The following is a 19389-nucleotide window of genomic DNA, read 5'->3' as shown; positions in this document are numbered from 1 at the left end:
ATGATAAAAACGGGCCCGACGGGCGTAATCAGCAGGATAATTACTTTAGCTAATTGTGCTGGTTTTGGCTTTTACGACCCGACTAATTGTCTAATTTTGGACTGAAGAAAACAGTTGCAGAAACAAATAAATATAATTGTTTCAAATGAGTGACGCGCGTTACTGAGAATCTTCTGTACGTAAAGGGTTTTAATATCATTAAGTTATAATTATGGTGAATCTATTGCGCTTCGCTGAAAAACGAAAAGAGATAACATGTTATTAACTAACTGCAGAGCGGTGGCGATAACAGTTTAATAATACTTAAGTCATCATTAACCTGGCGGTCATTGTGTATTTGTTTGGTTTATGGTTTCATTTGAATCCTAAAGTCAAACATATCATTTGCGCTATTTTCTTTTCGTTTATATAGCGTCTTTATATATTCTGAATTTTAAATAATTCTCTTTCGCTGATCGTATTTGCATGATAAATCATATTTTTCGAGATGATTAGCGTACGTTGGCAAAGGGAGTTTAGCGTGACAGTGGAGTCAGAAGTGCCAGAAAATAATATTAAACAACCTCAAGCTACTGATGGGATTAAACCGCAGTTACGCACGGTGGATCTTAATCTTCTGACGGTGTTTGATGCGGTCATGCAGGAACAGAATATCACCCGCGCCGCCCAGGCGTTGGGGATGTCGCAACCTGCTGTGAGTAATGCCGTTGCCAGACTCAAGCTCATGTTTAACGACGAATTATTCGTTCGTTACGGGAGGGGGATCCAGCCTACGGCACGCGCATTCCAGCTGTTCGGTTCCATCCGCCAGGCGTTGCAGTTGGTGCAAAATGAGCTGCCGGGATCGGGCTTTGAACCCTTGAGCAGCGAGCGCGTATTCCATCTTTGTGTCTGCAGTCCATTAGATAATTATTTAACGTCGATTATTTATAATAAAGTTGAAGAGATCGCACCAAATATCAATCTGGTTTTTAAATCATCCCTTAATCAAAACACGGAACATCAGTTACGCTATCAGGAGATCGAATTCGTTCTGGGGTATGAAGAGTTCCGCCGTCCGGAATTTTCCTGCGTACCGCTCTTTAAAGATGAAATGGTTCTCGTCGCCAGTAAAAAACACCCACGTCTGAATTCTCCGCTGCGAGAACACGATGTTTATAACGAACAGCACGCCGTTGTTGCTCTCGACAGATATGCTTCCTTTAGCCTGCCGTGGTATGACACTGCGGATAAACAGGCGTGCGTGGCTTATCAGGGCATGGCTATGGTCAGCGTATTAAACGTGGTCTCCCAGACACAGCTGGTGGCGATTGCACCGCGCTGGCTGGCAGAAGAGTTTTCTGACCCATTAAATCTGCAAATTTTGCCACTGCCGCTCAAGTTAAATAGCCGAACCTGTTATCTCTCCTGGCATGAAGCGGCCGGTCGGGATAAAGGACATCAGTGGATGGAAGAGTTGCTGGTTGGTATCTGTCGCCGGTAAACGCATCGGGATAAATCGCATCGGATCATGTGATTTATCCTGAGTTTTTTTGGATAGTTGCTATTTTGTTCTGTGAGTCTTTTTTTCGGGCGGCTCTTCGGCACGCAAAAATAGATGATTTCCTGCATTGTCCTGCTTTTCAGCGATGATTTATCACACCGTCCTCTATTCTCAGAGGAATTAACCATATCTTCTGTTAACGGCTGCGTTTTCTGCTTTACGCACCGTTTATCTCTCCGGGTTTGCTAATTGCCTGCCTCATAACGAGCGGTTAAGGTAAAGAACACTCTGCAAAATATAAGATTGGTTCATCCCAATCGTAAGACGGTGCGGAAATGAATTCGGCAGTCCGTCTATAACAAAATGCCTGGAGGCAAAGCATGGAGATGTTGTCTGGCGCGGAAATGGTCGTCCGGTCGCTGATCGATCAGGGCGTAAAGCAAGTGTTCGGCTACCCTGGCGGCGCGGTCCTCGATATTTATGATGCCCTCCATACGGTAGGGGGCATTGACCATGTTCTGGTACGTCACGAGCAGGCGGCCGTACACATGGCCGACGGCCTGGCGCGTGCGACGGGTGAAGTGGGCGTGGTGTTAGTCACGTCAGGCCCCGGCGCGACAAATGCCATTACCGGCATTGCGACGGCGTATATGGACTCTATCCCGCTGGTGATCCTCTCCGGGCAGGTAGCCACCTCGCTGATTGGCTACGATGCTTTTCAGGAGTGCGACATGGTCGGGATTTCGCGTCCCGTGGTGAAGCACAGCTTCCTGGTTAAGCAAACCGAAGATATTCCCGGCGTACTGAAAAAAGCCTTCTGGCTGGCGGCAAGCGGACGCCCGGGACCGGTGGTGGTCGATCTGCCTAAAGACATTCTGAACCCGGCAAACAAGCTGCCTTACGTCTGGCCGGAATCGGTGAGCATGCGTTCTTACAACCCGACAACGCAGGGGCATAAAGGTCAGATCAAGCGGGCGTTGCAAACGCTTCTGGCAGCCAAGAAACCGGTCGTCTATGTCGGGGGCGGAGCGATCAATGCAGCCTGTGAAGCCCAGCTTCGTGAACTGATTGAAAAACTCAACCTTCCTGTTGCGTCGTCGCTGATGGGGCTGGGGGCGTTTCCCGCCACCCACCGCCAGGCGCTGGGTATGCTGGGTATGCACGGTACCTATGAAGCCAACATGACGATGCATCACTCCGATGTGATCTTTGCCGTCGGTGTGCGTTTTGACGATCGTACCACCAACAACCTGGCGAAATATTGCCCGAATGCCACCGTGCTGCATATTGATATCGATCCGACGTCAATATCTAAAACGGTGTCGGCTGATGTGCCGATCGTCGGTGATGCACGTCAGGTTCTGGAACAGATGCTGGAGCTGCTGGCCCAGGAGAAAGCGACCCAGCCGCTGGATGAGATCCGCGACTGGTGGCAGCAGATTGAACAGTGGCGCGCGCGTCAGTGCCTGAAATATGACACGCAGAGCGAAAACATTAAGCCGCAGGCGGTCATCGAAGCGGTGTGGCGACTGACGAAAGGTGAAGCGTATGTGACCTCAGACGTGGGCCAGCATCAGATGTTTGCTGCCCTGTATTATCCGTTTGATAAACCGCGACACTGGATCAACTCGGGTGGCTTAGGCACCATGGGCTTTGGTCTGCCTGCCGCGCTGGGCGTGAAGCTGGCGCTGCCGGATGAAACCGTCGTCTGCGTGACCGGAGACGGTAGTATCCAGATGAACATTCAGGAGCTGTCTACCGCGCTGCAGTATGAACTGCCGGTTCTCGTGCTGAACCTGAATAACGGCTACCTCGGCATGGTGAAGCAGTGGCAGGATATGATTTATTCTGGCCGTCACTCACAGTCATACATGAAATCGCTGCCGGATTTTGTTCGTCTTGCTGAAGCTTACGGCCATGTTGGCATGCGGGTAACCGATCCGGCCGAGCTGGAAACGAAGCTCGCACAAGCGCTTGAGCACGTTAAAAACAACCGCCTCGTCTTTATGGATGTGATTGTTGATGGAACCGAGCACGTCTATCCGATGCATATTCGGGGTGGTGGTATGGATGAAATGTGGTTAAGCAAAACGGAGAGAACCTGATATGCGCCGGATATTATCAGTTTTACTGGAAAACGAGTCTGGCGCACTGTCGCGCGTCATTGGCCTTTTTGCGCAGCGCGGCTATAACATTGAAAGCCTGACCGTCGCCCCGACGGAAGACCCAACGCTGTCGCGTATGACGATCCAAACCGTCGGCGACGCTAAGGTGCTTGAACAGATTGAGAAACAGCTGCATAAGCTGGTCGACGTGCTGCGCGTGAGCGAGCTGGGGCAAGGGGCCTACGTTGAACGTGAGGTCATGCTGGTGAAAATTCAGGCCAGCGGCTACGGGCGTGAAGAAGTCAAACGCAATGCGGATATTTTCCGCGGACAGATTATCGACGTCACGCCTTCTCTTTATACCGTTCAGCTGGTCGGGACGAGCGACAAGCTGGATGCGTTCCTGGCGTCCGTACGGGATGTCGCAAAAATTGTCGAGGTGGCGAGATCGGGTGTTGTGGGTCTGTCACGCGGCGAGAAAATCATGCGTTAGTTGTCAAAAAGGTTCGCCTCTTTCTGCCCGGTCACCAAAGCCGGGCTTTTTTTTGCGTAATCAGCCGACAACGCAGATAAAAGCGGTTGCCGCGAAGGCTTTTCTGCGTTTAGATGTTAAAAGATTTAACCATAACCTTGACAGGGCCATGGACTCTTTTCTTTTTTTAAGGGGCAATTGTGAAACTGGATGAAATCGCCCGGCTAGCCGGCGTGTCACGAACAACGGCCAGCTATGTGATTAACGGTAAAGCAAAGCAGTACCGTGTCAGCGACAAGACCGTTGAAAAAGTTATGGCGGTGGTTCGTGAACATAACTACCATCCGAATGCTGTCGCAGCCGGTCTGCGCGCCGGGCGCACCCGCTCTATTGGTCTGGTGATCCCGGATCTGGAAAACACCAGCTATACCCGTATCGCCAACTATCTTGAACGTCAGGCGCGTCAGCGCGGCTATCAATTGCTGATTGCCTGCTCGGAAGACCAGCCTGATAACGAAATGCGCTGCATTGAACATCTGCTTCAGCGCCAGGTGGATGCCATTATTGTTTCGACCTCCTTACCGCCGGAGCATCCTTTCTACCAGCGCTGGGCGAATGATCCGTTCCCGATCGTTGCGCTTGACCGTGCCCTCGATCGCGAGCATTTCACCAGCGTGGTGGGTGCCGATCAGGACGATGCCGAAATGCTGGCCGCAGAGCTGCGGACGTTCCCGGCGGAAACGGTACTGTATTTGGGCGCGCTGCCTGAACTTTCCGTGAGCTTCCTGCGCGAGCAGGGATTCAGAACGGCCTGGAAAGACGATCCGCGCGAGGTTCACTACCTCTATGCCAACAGCTACGAACGTGAAGCCGCCGCGCAGCTATTCGAAAAATGGCTGGAAACGCATCCGATGCCTCAGGCGCTGTTCACTACCTCGTTTGCGCTCTTGCAGGGTGTCATGGATGTGACCTTACGTCGTGAAGGTAAACTGCCTTCCGATCTGGCGATTGCCACGTTCGGGGATAATGAGCTGCTCGACTTCCTTCAGTGCCCGGTGCTGGCGGTTGCACAGCGCCATCGCGATGTGGCTGAACGCGTGCTGGAGATTGTGCTGGCGAGTCTGGATGAACCCCGCAAACCGAAGCCGGGCCTGACGCGTATCAAACGTAACCTCTACCATCGCGGAATTTTAAGCCGCCAAAAATGAAATGACCGGGGCGGTGAAATCTGCCCCTTTTTGCTGCAATAATTTGTGCAGATAATTCCCGGAGAGAAATTAGGATAATTCTTGGGAGATCATAATCGCCTATTTTTCTTTATTCATTTTGGCTTTTAAATTGCCCTTTAAACAACATCTCAGCGATTTTAAACGGCACTCTTTGTATTATTTTGTTACAAACCCTCTTCGGTCGATGAATATTCAGACGTTTTTTCCTCTTCCTTTGACAGCTTACGCGATAACCACTGCGCTTACCGCTCGCCTGAGTGAATCTGGCGCTGTCATCCCCTGAGAATCTGTCATAAAATGCTGCCCGCGTCGCAAACTGACACTTTATATTTATCTGCGATGATATTGAGTGAGCCTTAACGCTAGTGTGCATATTCGGTTTTTTTCTTACAAATATTCATAACGTTAATTTTGCCTCGCCAGTTGTGCAGTTATTAACCAGGACTGTTTATCTCTGTAAATAGAGGGCTTTCGAGTCCTTATGCCGAGAGTCCTGGCTTGACAAGCTTTTCCCTCGCTCCGTAAACTCCTTTAGGTGGGAATTTGTGGGTTAAAGTGGTGAGGAGGGGTGAGACTGGCATGTTCCGTGGAGCTACGTTAGTCAATCTCGACAGTAAAGGGCGTTTATCGGTACCAACCCGATACCGCGACCAGCTGATTGAGAACGCTGCGGGTCAAATGGTTTGCACCATTGACATTAACTCCCCCTGCCTGCTGCTTTACCCCCTGCCTGAATGGGAAATTATTGAGCAAAAGCTGTCGCGACTGTCGAGCATGAACCCGCAGGAACGCCGCGTGCAGCGGTTGTTATTGGGACATGCCAGTGAATGTCAGATGGATAACGCAGGGCGATTACTGATCGCACCTGTGTTACGGCAACATGCCGGTCTGACCAAAGAAGTGATGCTGGTCGGGCAGTTCAACAAATTTGAACTGTGGGATGAAACGACCTGGTATCAACAGGTCAAGGAAGATATCGACGCTGAGCAGTCTGATTCCGCGACATTATCGGAACGGCTGCAGGACTTGTCTCTATAAATATGATGGAAAATTATAAACATAAAACGGTGTTACTGGACGAGGCCGTTAACGGCCTGAATATTCGTCCGGATGGCATCTACATTGATGGCACTTTTGGTCGCGGTGGTCACTCGCGTTTGATCCTCTCCCAACTGGGTGAGGAGGGGCGTCTGCTGGCAATCGATCGCGATCCGCAGGCAATTGCCGTTGCACAGACTATCAATGACCCACGCTTTTCCATCGTGCATGGACCCTTTTCTGCGCTCGCGGACTATGTGGCTGAGCGCGGCCTGACGGGCAAGATTGACGGGATTCTTCTCGATCTTGGCGTCTCTTCACCCCAACTTGATGATGCTGAACGCGGTTTCTCCTTTATGCGTGACGGTCCGCTGGACATGCGTATGGACCCGACTCGCGGCCAGTCTGCCGCCGAGTGGTTACAGACCGCTGACGAAGCGGATATTGCATGGGTCATCAAAACCTTCGGCGAAGAGCGCTTTGGCAAACGTATTGCGCGCGCCATTGTTGAGCGCAATCGCATTGAGCCGATGACCCGCACCAAAGAGTTGGCCGAGGTGATCGCGGCGGCAACGCCGGTGAAGGATAAGCACAAACATCCCGCGACCCGTACCTTCCAGGCGGTTCGCATCTGGGTAAACAGTGAACTGGAGGAAATAGAGCTGGCGCTAAAAAGCTCGCTCGACGTGCTGGCCCCGGGTGGGCGGTTATCCATCATCAGCTTCCATTCGCTGGAAGACCGTATTGTGAAACGCTTTATGCGTGAACAAAGCCGCGGTCCACAGGTACCCGCGGGGCTGCCGATGACGGAAGAACAACTCAGGAAGCTGGGTGGCCGTCAGTTGCGAGCATTAGGCAAGTTGATGCCGGGCGAAGAAGAGGTGGCAGAGAATCCACGCGCCCGTAGTTCAGTGCTGCGTGTTGCAGAGAGGACGAACGCATGATCGGCAGAGTGACAGAGACCCTAAGCAAAGTTAAGGATTCGTTAGGAAGCAACGAGCGCCATGCCTTGCCTGGCGTGATCGGCGACGATCTTTTGCGGTTTGGGAAACTGCCACTCTGTCTGTTCATTTGCATCATTGTCACGGCTGTGACGGTGGTCACCACCGCCCACCACACACGTTTATTGACTGCGCAACGCGAGCAGATGGTACTGGAACGCGATGCGCTGGATATTGAATGGCGAAATCTGATCCTTGAAGAAAACGCGCTCGGCGATCACAGCCGGGTTGAACGGATCGCAACGGAAAAGCTGCAGCTGCAGCATGTTGATCCTTCACAGGAAAATATCGTAGTACAAAAATAAGGGAAAACGCGACGCATGAAAGCAGCGGCAAAAACGCTAAAACCAAAACGTCAGGAAGAACAGGCCAACTTTATCAGTTGGCGTTTTGCGTTGCTTTGCGGCTGCATTTTACTGGCGCTGGGTTTTCTACTGGGCCGCGTGGCCTGGCTGCAAATCGTCGCCCCTGACATGCTGGTACGCCAGGGCGATATGCGCTCTCTGCGCGTTCAGGAGGTTTCCACGTCCCGCGGGATGATCACCGACCGCTCCGGTCGTCCGCTGGCGGTGAGCGTGCCGGTGAAAGCGATCTGGGCCGATCCGAAAGAGCTGCACGACGCCGGTGGCATTACCCTTGATAACCGCTGGAAAGCCCTCTCTGATGCGCTGAAAATGCCGCTGGATCAGCTGGCTTCCCGCGTTAACGCGAACCCGAAAGGACGTTTTATCTATCTGGCGCGTCAGGTTAACCCTGACATGGCGGACTACATTCGCAAACTGAAGCTGCCGGGTATTCATCTGCGTGAAGAATCCCGCCGTTACTACCCATCCGGCGAAGTAACCGCTCACCTCATTGGCTTTACCAACGTCGACAGCCAGGGGATTGAGGGCGTTGAGAAAAGCTTCGATAAGTGGCTCACCGGCCAGCCGGGCGAGCGAATCGTGCGTAAGGACCGTTACGGGCGCGTCATCGAAGATATCTCTTCCACGGACAGTCAGGCAGCGCATAACCTGGCCCTGAGTATCGACGAGCGCCTGCAGGCGCTGGTCTACCGCGAGTTGAACAACGCGGTGGCGTTCAACAAGGCGGAGTCAGGCAGCGCCGTGCTGGTGGATGTCAGCACCGGTGAAGTGCTGGCGATGGCCAACAGCCCGTCCTACAACCCGAACAACTTTACCGGCACCGCAAAAGATGCCATGCGTAACCGGGCAATTACCGACGTGTTCGAACCCGGCTCCACGGTGAAGCCGATGGTGGTGATGACCGCGCTCCAGCGCGGTATTGTCAATGAAAACACGGTCCTGAACACTGTCCCATACCGTATTAACGGCCACGAGATAAAAGACGTGGCGCGCTACAGCGAATTGACCCTGACCGGGGTGTTACAGAAGTCGAGTAACGTCGGTGTTTCAAAGCTGGCGTTAGCGATGCCGTCCTCAGCGTTAGTAGAAACTTACTCACGTTTTGGACTGGGAAAGGCGACCAATTTGGGGTTGGTCGGAGAACGCAGTGGCTTATATCCTCAAAAACAACGGTGGTCTGACATAGAGAGGGCCACCTTCTCTTTCGGCTACGGGCTAATGGTAACCCCGTTACAGTTAGCGCGAGTCTACGCAACGATTGGCAGCTATGGCGTCTATCGCCCGCTGTCGATTACCAAAGTTGATCCACCGGTCCCGGGCGAGCGTATCTTCCCGGAATCCATCGTTCGTACCGTGGTGCACATGATGGAAAGCGTGGCGCTGCCGGGCGGCGGCGGCGTGAAGGCGGCGATTAAAGGCTATCGTATCGCCATTAAAACCGGTACAGCGAAAAAAGTGGGGCCAGACGGCCGCTACATCAACAAATACATTGCCTATACCGCAGGCGTTGCGCCTGCAAGCAATCCGCGTTTTGCGCTGGTGGTCGTGATAAACGATCCACAGGCGGGTAAATACTACGGCGGCGCCGTCTCCGCGCCTGTGTTCGGGGCCATCATGGGCGGCGTGTTACGCACCATGAACATTGAACCGGATGCGCTGGCGACGGGCGAAAAAAGTGAATTTGTAATTAATCAAGGCGAGGGTACAGGTGGCAGATCGTAATTTGCGCGACCTTCTCGCTCCGTGGGTGCCAAATGCACCGGAGCGAGCACTGCGAGAGATGGTTCTGGACAGCCGCGTAGCGGCTTCTGGCGATCTTTTTGTGGCGGTGGTCGGTCATCAGGCGGACGGGCGTCGTTATATCCCGCAGGCGATTGCGCAAGGTGTGGCTGCCATTATTGCTGAGGCTAAAGATGAGGCAACCGACGGTGAGATCCGTGAAATGCACGGCGTGCCGGTCATCTATCTCAGCCAGTTAAACGAACGTCTTTCCGCACTGGCGGGACGTTTTTATCACGAACCTTCCGACCAGCTGCGTCTGGTTGGCGTAACGGGTACGAACGGTAAAACCACCACCACGCAGCTGATGGCGCAGTGGGCACAGCTGCTGGGTGAAACCGGTGCAGTGATGGGAACCGTAGGTAACGGTCTGCTGGGCAAAGTAAGCCCGACGGAAAACACCACCGGCTCGGCGGTTGACGTACAGCACGTGCTTGCCGGTCTGGCAGGGCAGGGAGCAACCTTTGCCGCGATGGAGGTCTCTTCGCACGGTCTGGTACAGCACCGCGTCGCGGCGCTGAAATTTGCTGCATCCGTGTTTACCAACCTGAGCCGCGACCATCTTGATTATCATGGCGATATGGAGCACTACGAAGCCGCGAAATGGCTGCTGTTCTCTACTCACCATTACGGTCAGGCCATCATCAACGCCGACGATGAAGTGGGCCGCCGCTGGCTGGCGAAGCTGCCGGATGCGGTTGCCGTCTCGATGGAAGACCATATCAATCCGAACTGCCACGGCCGCTGGCTGAAGGCGGTTGAGGTAAATTATCACGACAGCGGGGCGACCATCCGCTTTGCCTCTTCCTGGGGGGAAGGCGAAATTGAAAGCCGCCTGATGGGGGCGTTTAACGTCAGCAACCTGCTGCTGGCGCTGGCAACGCTGCTGGCGCTGGGTTACCCGATGGCTGAACTGCTGAAAACCGCCGCGCGACTGCAGCCGGTTTGTGGCCGTATGGAAGTGTTTAGCGCGCCGGGTAAGCCGACCGTTGTGGTTGATTATGCCCACACGCCGGATGCGCTGGAAAAAGCGCTGGAAGCGGCGCGCCTGCACTGTACCGGTAAGCTCTGGTGCGTGTTTGGCTGCGGCGGCGATCGCGACAAAGGCAAACGCCCGCTGATGGGGGCGATTGCGGAACAGTTCGCGGATATTCCGGTTGTCACCGATGACAACCCGCGTACCGAAGAGCCGCGCGCCATCATTAATGACATTCTGGCGGGTATGCTGGACGCAGGTCGCGCGCGCGTCGTGGAAGGCCGGGCGGAAGCCGTGACGAACGCCATCATGCAGGCACAGGAGAATGATGTTGTTCTGCTGGCGGGCAAAGGCCATGAAGATTATCAGATCGTTGGCAATCGCCGTCTGGACTACTCGGATCGCGTAACGGCAGCTCGCCTGCTGGGAGTTGTCGCATGATTAGCCTCTCCTTAAGCCAGGCCGCAGAAGTACTGCACGGCGACCTGCACGGGCAAGACCTGACCATCGATGCCGTGACGACGGACACCCGTAAAGTCACCGCAGGCTGTCTCTTTGTGGCGCTGAAAGGCGAGCGTTTTGACGCGCATGATTTTGCCGAGCAGGCCAAAGAGAACGGCGCCGGTGCGCTGCTGGTCAGCCGCAAGCTTGATATCGATCTGCCGCAGGTTGTGGTGAAAGATACGCGTCTCGCGTTCGGTGAGCTGGCTGCCTGGGTTCGTCAGCAGGTGCCGGCTCGCGTCGTCGCGCTGACAGGGTCATCAGGCAAAACGTCAGTGAAAGAGATGACGGCGGCGATCCTCAGCCAGTGCGGCAATACGCTTTTTACCGCGGGCAACCTCAATAATGACATCGGCGTGCCGATGACATTGCTTCGCCTGACCAAAGAGCATGACTATGCGGTGATCGAGTTAGGCGCAAACCACCAGGGTGAAATCGCCTGGACCGTAAGCCTGACTCGCCCGGAAGCGGCGCTGGTGAATAACCTCGCGGCTGCGCACCTGGAAGGCTTTGGCTCGCTGGAAGGCGTGGCGAAAGCGAAAGGCGAGATTTACACCGGCCTGCCGGATAACGGTATCGCCATTCTGAACGCCGACAACAACGACTGGCTGAACTGGCAGAGCATCATTGGTGCGCGTAAAACCTGGCGCTTCTCTCCAAATGCGGCCAACAGTGATTTTACGGCGACCAATATCCATGTGACGTCGCACGGCACCGAGTTCACCCTCACTACCCCAACGGGTGGCGTGGAGGTGTTGTTGCCGCTGCCGGGTCGCCATAACATCGCCAATGCCCTTGCGGCGGCGGCGCTGGCAACGGCGGTGGGCGCTTCACATGAGGCAATCAAAGCCGGGCTGGCGAACCTGAAAGCCGTGCCGGGACGCCTGTTCCCGATTCAGCTTTCGGAAAACAAGCTGCTGCTGGATGACTCCTACAACGCGAATGTTGGCTCGATGACGGCGGCGGTGCAGGTGTTATCTGAAATGCCGGGTTACCGCATCATGGTGGTTGGCGACATGGCAGAGCTGGGCGACGAAAGCGAAGCCTGTCATACCCAGGTCGGTGAAGCGGCGAAAGCGGCGGGGCTGGACTGTGTACTGAGCACAGGAAAATTGAGCCAGGCGATTAGTCAGGCCAGCGGCGTTGGCGAGCATTTTGCCGATAAAGCCGCGTTGATTGAGCGCCTTAAGGCATTAATGACAGAAAAACAAATTGTGACAGTGTTAGTGAAAGGTTCACGTAGTGCCGCCATGGAAGAGGTTGTGCACGCATTACAGGAGAACGGGACATGTTAGTTTGGCTGGCCGAACATTTGGTCAAATATTACTCAGGCTTTAACGTCTTTTCATATCTGACGTTTCGCGCCATCGTCAGCCTGCTGACTGCGCTGTTCATCTCGTTGTGGATGGGCCCGCGCATGATTGCCCGTCTGCAAAAGCTCTCTTTCGGCCAGGTTGTGCGTAATGACGGCCCGGAATCGCACTTCAGCAAGCGCGGTACGCCGACCATGGGCGGGATCATGATCCTGACTGCCATCGTCGTTTCCGTGCTGTTGTGGGCGTACCCGTCCAACCCGTACGTCTGGTGTGTGCTGACGGTACTGGTGGGTTACGGGATCATCGGTTTCGTCGATGATTACCGCAAAGTCGTCCGCAAAGATACCAAAGGCCTGATTGCCCGCTGGAAGTATTTCTGGATGTCGGTGATCGCGCTGGGCGTGGCCTTCGCGCTGTATCTTGCCGGGAAAGACACGCCAGCGACCGAGCTGGTCGTGCCGTTCTTTAAAGACGTAATGCCGCAACTGGGTCTGTTCTACATTCTGCTGGCGTACTTTGTGATTGTCGGCACCGGTAACGCCGTTAACCTGACCGACGGTCTGGATGGCCTGGCAATCATGCCTACCGTCTTCGTGGCGGCCGGTTTTGCGCTGGTGGCGTGGGCGACCGGTAACATGAACTTTGCGAACTACCTGCACATCCCTTATCTGCGTCATGCGGGTGAACTGGTGATCGTCTGTACGGCGATTGTCGGCGCGGGTCTTGGCTTCCTGTGGTTCAACACCTATCCGGCTCAGGTCTTTATGGGTGACGTCGGTTCACTGGCTTTGGGCGGCGCGCTGGGCATTATTGCCGTGCTGCTGCGCCAGGAGTTCCTGCTGGTGATCATGGGCGGCGTGTTTGTGGTTGAGACGCTGTCGGTGATTTTGCAGGTCGGCTCCTTCAAGCTGCGCGGTCAGCGCATCTTCCGTATGGCGCCGATTCACCACCACTATGAACTGAAAGGCTGGCCGGAGCCGCGCGTCATTGTGCGCTTCTGGATTATTTCGCTGATGCTGGTGCTGATTGGCCTGGCAACGCTGAAGGTACGTTAATCATGGCAGATTACCAGGGCAAAAAAGTCGTTATCATCGGGTTAGGCCTTACGGGGCTTTCCTGCGTGGACTTTTTCCTCGCGCGTGGCGTGACGCCGCGCGTGATGGATACGCGTGTCTCTCCGCCGGGTCTGGACAAGCTGCCGGAACAGGTTGAACGCCACCTGGGTGGTCTGAATGATGACTGGCTGCTGGCAGCCGATCTGATTGTCGCCAGCCCGGGTATGGCGCTGGCGCATCCTTCACTGAGCGCTGCCGCAGATGCGGGCGTTGAGATTGTCGGCGATATCGAGCTGTTCTGCCGCGAAGCGCAGGCTCCCGTTATCGCGATTACCGGTTCTAACGGTAAAAGCACCGTCACCACCCTGGTGGGGGAAATGGCGAAAGCGGCGGGCATGAATGTCGGCGTTGGCGGTAACATTGGTTTGCCTGCTCTGATGCTGCTGGATAAAGGTTGTGAACTGTATGTTCTCGAGCTTTCCAGCTTCCAGCTGGAAACGACCTCCAGCCTGCATGCTGCCGCTGCGACGATCCTCAACGTGACTGAAGATCACATGGACAGATATCCCTTTGGTCTGCAGCAGTACCGTGCCGCCAAGCTGCGCGTTTATGAGAATGCCAAAGTCTGCGTGGTGAACGCCGATGACGCGCTGACCATGCCGGTGCGTGGCGCAGACGAGCGCTGCATCAGTTTTGGCATCACCATGGGTGATTACCATCTGAACCGCCAGCTGGGCGAAACCTGGCTGCGCGTGAAAGGTGAGAAAGTGCTGAACGTGAAAGAGATGAAGCTCTCTGGTCAGCACAACTATACCAATGCGCTGGCGGCGCTGGCGCTGGCGGATGCCGTGGGGCTGCCGCGCTCCTCGAGCCTGAAAGCGTTAACCACGTTTTCTGGCCTGGCGCACCGTTTCCAGCTGGCGCTGGAGCACAACGGCGTGCGCTGGATCAACGACTCCAAAGCCACCAACGTGGGCAGCACGGAGGCCGCGCTGAACGGGCTGCACGTTGACGGTACCCTGCATCTGCTGCTGGGTGGCGACGGTAAGTCAGCTGATTTCTCGTCCCTGAAGCCGTATCTCTCCGGCGATAACATCCGTCTCTACTGCTTCGGCCGTGACGGCAGCGAGCTGGCTGAACTGCGCCCTGAGATCGCCGAGCAAACCGAAACCATGGAACAGGCGATGCGGCTGATTGCCCCTCGCGTGAAGCCGGGTGATATGGTGCTGCTCTCTCCGGCCTGTGCCAGTCTCGATCAATTCAAGAATTTCGAACAGCGTGGTGATGTCTTTACCCGCCTGGCGAAGGAGTTAGGCTGATGCGTTTATCTCTCCCTCGCCTGAAAATGCCGCGCCTGCCAGGATTTGGGATCCTGGTGTGGTTGTTTGCGGCGCTCAAAGGCTGGGTGATGGGCTCTCGTCAAAAAGATAACGACAGCCTGATCATGTACGACCGCACGCTGTTCTGGCTCACAATGGGGCTCGCGGCGGTCGGCTTTATTATGGTGACGTCAGCGTCAATGCCCGTCGGGCAGCGTCTGGCGAACGATCCTTTCCTGTTTGCCAAACGTGATGGTCTGTACATCATCCTGGCATTCTGCCTGGCGCTGGTGACCTTGCGTCTACCGATGGAGTTCTGGCAGCGGCACAGTACGGCGATGCTGATCGCCTCGATCATTATGCTGCTGATCGTTCTGGTGGTGGGGAGTTCCGTAAACGGGGCATCACGCTGGATCGCCTTTGGCCCGCTGCGTATTCAGCCTGCGGAATTTACCAAGCTCTCCCTGTTCTGCTACCTGGCGAACTACCTGGTGCGTAAAGTAGATGAAGTGCGTAACAACCTGCGCGGCTTCTTAAAACCGATGGGCGTGATTCTGGTGCTGGCGGTCTTACTGCTGGCGCAGCCTGACCTCGGTACCGTGGTGGTACTGTTTGTGACCACGCTGGCCATGCTGTTCCTGGCGGGCGCGAAGCTGTGGCAGTTCATCGCCATCATTGGGATGGGGATTTCAGCGGTTGTGCTGCTGATCCTCGCCGAGCCTTACCGTATTCGCCGCGTGACCTCTTTCTGGAACCCGTGGGAAGACCCGTTCGGCAGCGGTTATCAGCTGACGCAGTCACTCATGGCCTTTGGTCGTGGTGAGCTCTGGGGACAGGGGCTGGGTAACTCGGTACAGAAACTGGAGTATTTACCGGAAGCGCATACTGACTTCATCTTCTCCATTATTGCGGAAGAACTGGGTTATATCGGTGTGGTATTAGCGCTATTAATGGTATTCTTCGTCGCTTTCCGCGCCATGTCCATCGGCCGGAAAGCGCTGGAGATCGATCACCGTTTCTCAGGCTTCCTGGCCTGCTCAATTGGTATCTGGTTTAGTTTCCAGGCATTGGTTAACGTCGGGGCCGCAGCGGGTATGCTGCCGACCAAAGGTCTGACGTTGCCGTTGATCAGTTATGGTGGTTCCAGTCTGTTGATTATGTCGACGGCCATCATGCTGTTGTTGCGCATAGATTATGAAACGCGTCTGGAAAAAGCCCAGGCGTTTACACGAGGTTCACGATGAATCAACCGAAGCGGTTAATGGTGATGGCAGGCGGTACCGGCGGACATGTGTTCCCGGGACTGGCGGTTGCGCACCATTTAATGGATCAGGGCTGGCAGGTACGCTGGCTGGGAACCGCAGACCGCATGGAGGCCGACCTGGTACCGAAACACGGTATTGAGATCGACTTTATTCGTATTTCCGGCCTGCGCGGCAAAGGCCTCAAGGCAATGCTGCTGGCTCCGGTGCGCATTTTTAACGCCTGGCGTCAGGCGCGCACCATTATGAAGCGCTTTAAGCCCGATGTGGTGCTGGGCATGGGCGGCTATGTCTCGGGTCCGGGCGGGCTGGCAGCGTGGTCGTTAGGTATTCCCGTCGTACTGCATGAGCAGAACGGTATTGCCGGTCTGACCAACAAATGGCTGGCGAAAATCGCCACCAAAGTCATGCAGGCGTTTCCCGGCGCGTTCCCGAAAGCGGACGTGGTAGGTAACCCGGTCCGTGTGGACGTACTGGCGCTGCCGTTGCCGGACGCTCGCCTGGCGGGTCGTGAAGGGCCGGTTCGTGTGCTGGTCGTCGGTGGCTCTCAGGGGGCACGCATTTTAAACCAGACGATGCCGCAGGTTGCTGCAAAGCTGGGGGATGCCGTCACCATCTGGCACCAGAGCGGAAAAGGCGCTCAGCAGACCGTTGAGCAGGCTTACGCCGAGGCGGGGCAGCCGCAGCATAACGTGACGGAATTTATCGACGACATGGCTGCAGCCTATGCCTGGGCCGATGTCGTGGTCTGTCGTTCTGGCGCCTTAACGGTAAGCGAAATCGCTGCCGCGGGTCTGCCAGCCCTGTTTGTGCCTTTCCAGCACAAAGACAGACAGCAGTACTGGAATGCCCTGCCGCTTGAGAAAGCCGGTGCGGCGAAAATTTTTGAGCAGCCACAATTTACCGCTGACGCGGTCGCCACCACCCTGGCGGGCTGGAACAGAGACGTATTGCTTGAGATGGCTGAACGCGCGCGCGCGGCGGCTATCCCTGATGCGACGGAACGGGTGGCAAAAGAAGTGAGCCTGGCAGCCCAGGCTTAACCCTCGCAGCGCGTGAAGCGCGGCACGAATTTTAAGTAGTCGATGGCGTTTAGAGAATGAATACACAACAACTGGCAAAACTGCGTTCAATCGTGCCCGAGATGCGTCGCGTCCGGCACATTCACTTTGTTGGCATCGGTGGTGCCGGCATGGGCGGTATTGCCGAAGTGTTAGCTAACGAAGGCTATCAGATCAGCGGGTCTGACCTGGCGCCAAACCCTGTAACGCAGCAGCTGGCGTCGCTTGGGGCGACTATCTATTTTAACCATCGCCCGGAAAACGTGCGCGATGCGAGCGTGGTGGTGGTCTCAAGCGCCATCTCTTCTGACAACCCGGAAATCGTTGCCGCTCACGACGCGCGCATTCCGGTGATCCGCCGTGCCGAAATGCTGGCGGAACTGATGCGCTTCCGCCACGGCATCGCGATTGCCGGGACCCACGGTAAAACCACGACCACGGCGATGGTTTCCAGTATTTATGCAGAAGCGGGTCTCGACCCGACGTTCGTCAACGGCGGTCTGGTCAAAGCCGCGGGCGTACATGCGCGTCTGGGCCACAGTCGTTATCTGATTGCTGAAGCGGACGAGAGCGACGCGTCGTTCCTGCACCTGCAGCCGATGGTGGCGATTGTCACCAACATCGAAGCTGACCATATGGATACCTACCAGGGTGACTTCGAGAACTTAAAGCAGACCTTTATCAACTTCCTGCACAACCTGCCGTTCTACGGGCGCGCGGTGATGTGCGTGGACGATCCGGTGATCCGCGAGCTGCTGCCGCGCGTGGGTCGTCAAATCACCACCTACGGCTTCAGCGAAGACGCTGACGTCCGCGTGGAAGAGTACAAACAGATTGGCGCGCAGGGACACTTCACGCTGGCGCGTCAGGACAAAGAGCTGCTGCACGTGACGCTGAATGCGCCAGGGCGCCATAACGCGCTCAATGCCGCAGCGGCAGTGGCCGTCGCGACGGAAGAAGGCATTGATGATGATGCGATTCTGCGCGCACTGGTAAGCTTCCAGGGCACCGGGCGTCGTTTCGATTTCCTCGGTGAATTCCCGCTGGATGCCGTGAACGGTAAAGCCGGTACGGCGATGCTGGTGGACGACTATGGCCACCATCCGACCGAAGTGGACGCCACCATTAAAGCCGCTCGAGCAGGCTGGCCAGACAAAAATCTGGTGATGGTGTTCCAGCCGCACCGCTTCACGCGTACGCGCGATCTGTATGACGATTTCGCCAGCGTCCTGTCACAGGTAGACACCCTGTTAATGCTGGATGTGTACGCCGCAGGCGAGACGCCGATTCCTGGTGCAGACAGTCGTTCTCTGTGTCGCACCATTCGTGGACGCGGTAAAGTTGACCCTATTCTGGTTTCTGACTCTGCGCAGGTGGCGGAAATTCTGGCACCGGTCCTGACAGGTAACGATCTGATTCTGATTCAGGGCGCGGGAAATATCGGCAAAATCGCCCGTACCTTAGCTGAAATCAAACTGAAGCCGCAAAACCAGGAGGATGAGCATCATGGCTGATAAGATTGCTGTCCTGTCTGGCGGCACCTCCGCCGAGCGCGAGGTTTCCCTGAATTCCGGCGCCGCTGTACTGGCGGGCCTGCGTGAAGGTGGCGTTAATGCGCACCTGGTCGATCCAAAAGAGGTCGACGTGACGCAGTTAAAAGCCATGGGCTTCGATAAAGTCTTTATCGCTTTACACGGTCGTGGCGGCGAAGACGGCACCCTGCAGGGGCTTCTGGATCTGATCGGTCTGCCATACACCGGCAGCGGCGTGATGGCGTCTGCTATCTCGATGGATAAACTGCGCAGCAAGCTGCTGTGGCAGGGCGCAGGTTTACCTGTTGCGCCATGGGTGGCACTGACGCGTCGCGAATTTGAATTGGGCCTGCCGGATAGCGTTAATGCACGCATTGCTGAACTGGGCTTACCGGTTATTGTAAAGCCCAGCCGGGAAGGCTCCAGCGTGGGAATGTCCAAAGTCGACAAAGCTGACGATTTAGCGTCCGCTTTAGCGCTGGCATTTCAACATGATGATGAAGTTCTGATAGAAAAATGGCTTAGCGGGCCGGAATTTACCGTCGCGATGCTTGGCGAAGAAATTTTACCGTCAATCCGTATCCAACCCGCCGGAGTCTTCTATGATTATGAGGCGAAGTATCTCTCTGATGAGACGCAATATTTCTGCCCAAGTGGTCTTGAAGCTGAGCGTGAAGCCGATTTACAGTCCCTGGTGCTTAAAGCCTGGCATGTTCTGGGTTGCCAGGGCTGGGGACGCATCGACGTGATGCAGGACAAAGATGGACAATTTTATCTGCTGGAAGCCAACACCTCTCCGGGTATGACGAGCCACAGCCTTGTGCCGATGGCTGCGCGTCAGGCGGGGATGAGCTTTTCGCAGTTAGTCGTACGCATTCTGGACCAGGCGGGCTGA

Annotated in this window: 16 protein-coding genes; all 16 read left to right on the top strand. The window is 55.4% G+C overall.

The annotated features are described in order from the left end of the window. Positions 1-538 precede the first annotated feature (538 nt). Complete coding sequence (gene leuO / locus C6A40_RS03020; protein WP_025912169.1) at positions 539-1483, top strand: transcriptional regulator LeuO; 945 nt, start codon at positions 539-541, stop codon at positions 1481-1483. A gap of 380 nt (positions 1484-1863) precedes the next feature. Next, the gene (ilvI, locus tag C6A40_RS03015) at positions 1864-3588 is read left to right on the top strand and encodes an acetolactate synthase 3 large subunit (RefSeq protein WP_008501995.1); all 1725 of its coding nucleotides are present in this window, start codon (positions 1864-1866) and stop codon (positions 3586-3588) included. Position 3589: 1 nt separating this feature from the next. Then, positions 3590-4081 carry an acetolactate synthase small subunit gene (gene ilvN, locus C6A40_RS03010; RefSeq protein WP_008501994.1) on the top strand — a complete coding sequence of 164 codons (492 nt, stop codon included), beginning with the start codon at positions 3590-3592 and terminating at the stop codon, positions 4079-4081. 179 nt (positions 4082-4260) lie between these two features. After that, positions 4261-5268 carry a catabolite repressor/activator gene (gene cra / locus C6A40_RS03005; RefSeq protein WP_008501993.1) on the top strand — a complete coding sequence of 336 codons (1008 nt, stop codon included), beginning with the start codon at positions 4261-4263 and terminating at the stop codon, positions 5266-5268. Positions 5269-5868: 600 nt separating this feature from the next. Continuing rightward, the gene (mraZ, locus tag C6A40_RS03000; RefSeq protein WP_021240528.1) at positions 5869-6327 is read left to right on the top strand and encodes a division/cell wall cluster transcriptional repressor MraZ; all 459 of its coding nucleotides are present in this window, start codon (positions 5869-5871) and stop codon (positions 6325-6327) included. Positions 6328-6329: 2 nt separating this feature from the next. Then, positions 6330-7271 carry a 16S rRNA (cytosine(1402)-N(4))-methyltransferase RsmH gene (rsmH, locus tag C6A40_RS02995; protein ID WP_021240527.1) on the top strand — a complete coding sequence of 314 codons (942 nt, stop codon included), beginning with the start codon at positions 6330-6332 and terminating at the stop codon, positions 7269-7271. Next, positions 7268-7633: a cell division protein FtsL gene (gene ftsL / locus C6A40_RS02990; protein WP_008501989.1), complete on the top strand. Its 366-nt coding sequence runs from the start codon at positions 7268-7270 to the stop codon at positions 7631-7633. Before rsmH ends, ftsL begins: the two co-directional genes overlap by 4 nt. 15 nt (positions 7634-7648) lie before the next feature. Then, on the top strand, positions 7649-9415 hold the full coding sequence (locus C6A40_RS02985) for a peptidoglycan glycosyltransferase FtsI (protein ID WP_008501988.1): 1767 nt from the start codon (positions 7649-7651) through the stop codon (positions 9413-9415). Then, positions 9402-10889, top strand: a complete 1488-nt coding sequence (murE, locus tag C6A40_RS02980) for a UDP-N-acetylmuramoyl-L-alanyl-D-glutamate--2,6-diaminopimelate ligase (protein ID WP_023326692.1) — start codon at positions 9402-9404, stop codon at positions 10887-10889. Before C6A40_RS02985 ends, murE begins: the two co-directional genes overlap by 14 nt. After that, positions 10886-12244, top strand: coding sequence for a UDP-N-acetylmuramoyl-tripeptide--D-alanyl-D-alanine ligase (gene murF / locus C6A40_RS02975; protein ID WP_045335673.1), 1359 nt, complete (start codon positions 10886-10888; stop codon positions 12242-12244). The genes murE and murF overlap by 4 nt, the downstream gene beginning before the upstream one ends. Beyond that, complete coding sequence (mraY, locus tag C6A40_RS02970) at positions 12238-13320, top strand: phospho-N-acetylmuramoyl-pentapeptide-transferase (RefSeq protein ID WP_008501985.1); 1083 nt, start codon at positions 12238-12240, stop codon at positions 13318-13320. The genes murF and mraY overlap by 7 nt, the downstream gene beginning before the upstream one ends. A gap of 2 nt (positions 13321-13322) precedes the next feature. After that, positions 13323-14639, top strand: coding sequence for a UDP-N-acetylmuramoyl-L-alanine--D-glutamate ligase (gene murD, locus C6A40_RS02965; protein WP_023345434.1), 1317 nt, complete (start codon positions 13323-13325; stop codon positions 14637-14639). Continuing rightward, complete coding sequence (gene ftsW / locus C6A40_RS02960; protein ID WP_008501983.1) at positions 14639-15883, top strand: cell division protein FtsW; 1245 nt, start codon at positions 14639-14641, stop codon at positions 15881-15883. Before murD ends, ftsW begins: the two co-directional genes overlap by 1 nt. Next, positions 15880-16944: an undecaprenyldiphospho-muramoylpentapeptide beta-N-acetylglucosaminyltransferase gene (gene murG / locus C6A40_RS02955; RefSeq protein WP_021240525.1), complete on the top strand. Its 1065-nt coding sequence runs from the start codon at positions 15880-15882 to the stop codon at positions 16942-16944. The genes ftsW and murG overlap by 4 nt, the downstream gene beginning before the upstream one ends. Positions 16945-17000: 56 nt before the next feature. Then, positions 17001-18476, top strand: a complete 1476-nt coding sequence (murC, locus tag C6A40_RS02950; protein ID WP_045335675.1) for a UDP-N-acetylmuramate--L-alanine ligase — start codon at positions 17001-17003, stop codon at positions 18474-18476. Then, a complete protein-coding gene (locus C6A40_RS02945) occupies positions 18469-19389 on the top strand; it encodes a D-alanine--D-alanine ligase (protein WP_023293286.1) in 921 nt (306 codons plus the stop codon). Before murC ends, C6A40_RS02945 begins: the two co-directional genes overlap by 8 nt.

This window comes from Enterobacter sp. GER_MD16_1505_Eko_090 (assembly GCF_003331015.1).
GTDB lineage: Bacteria > Pseudomonadota > Gammaproteobacteria > Enterobacterales > Enterobacteriaceae > Enterobacter > Enterobacter roggenkampii.
The sequence above is the reverse complement of the archived record's forward strand: the minus strand, read 5'-3'. Positions and strand labels throughout refer to the sequence as shown.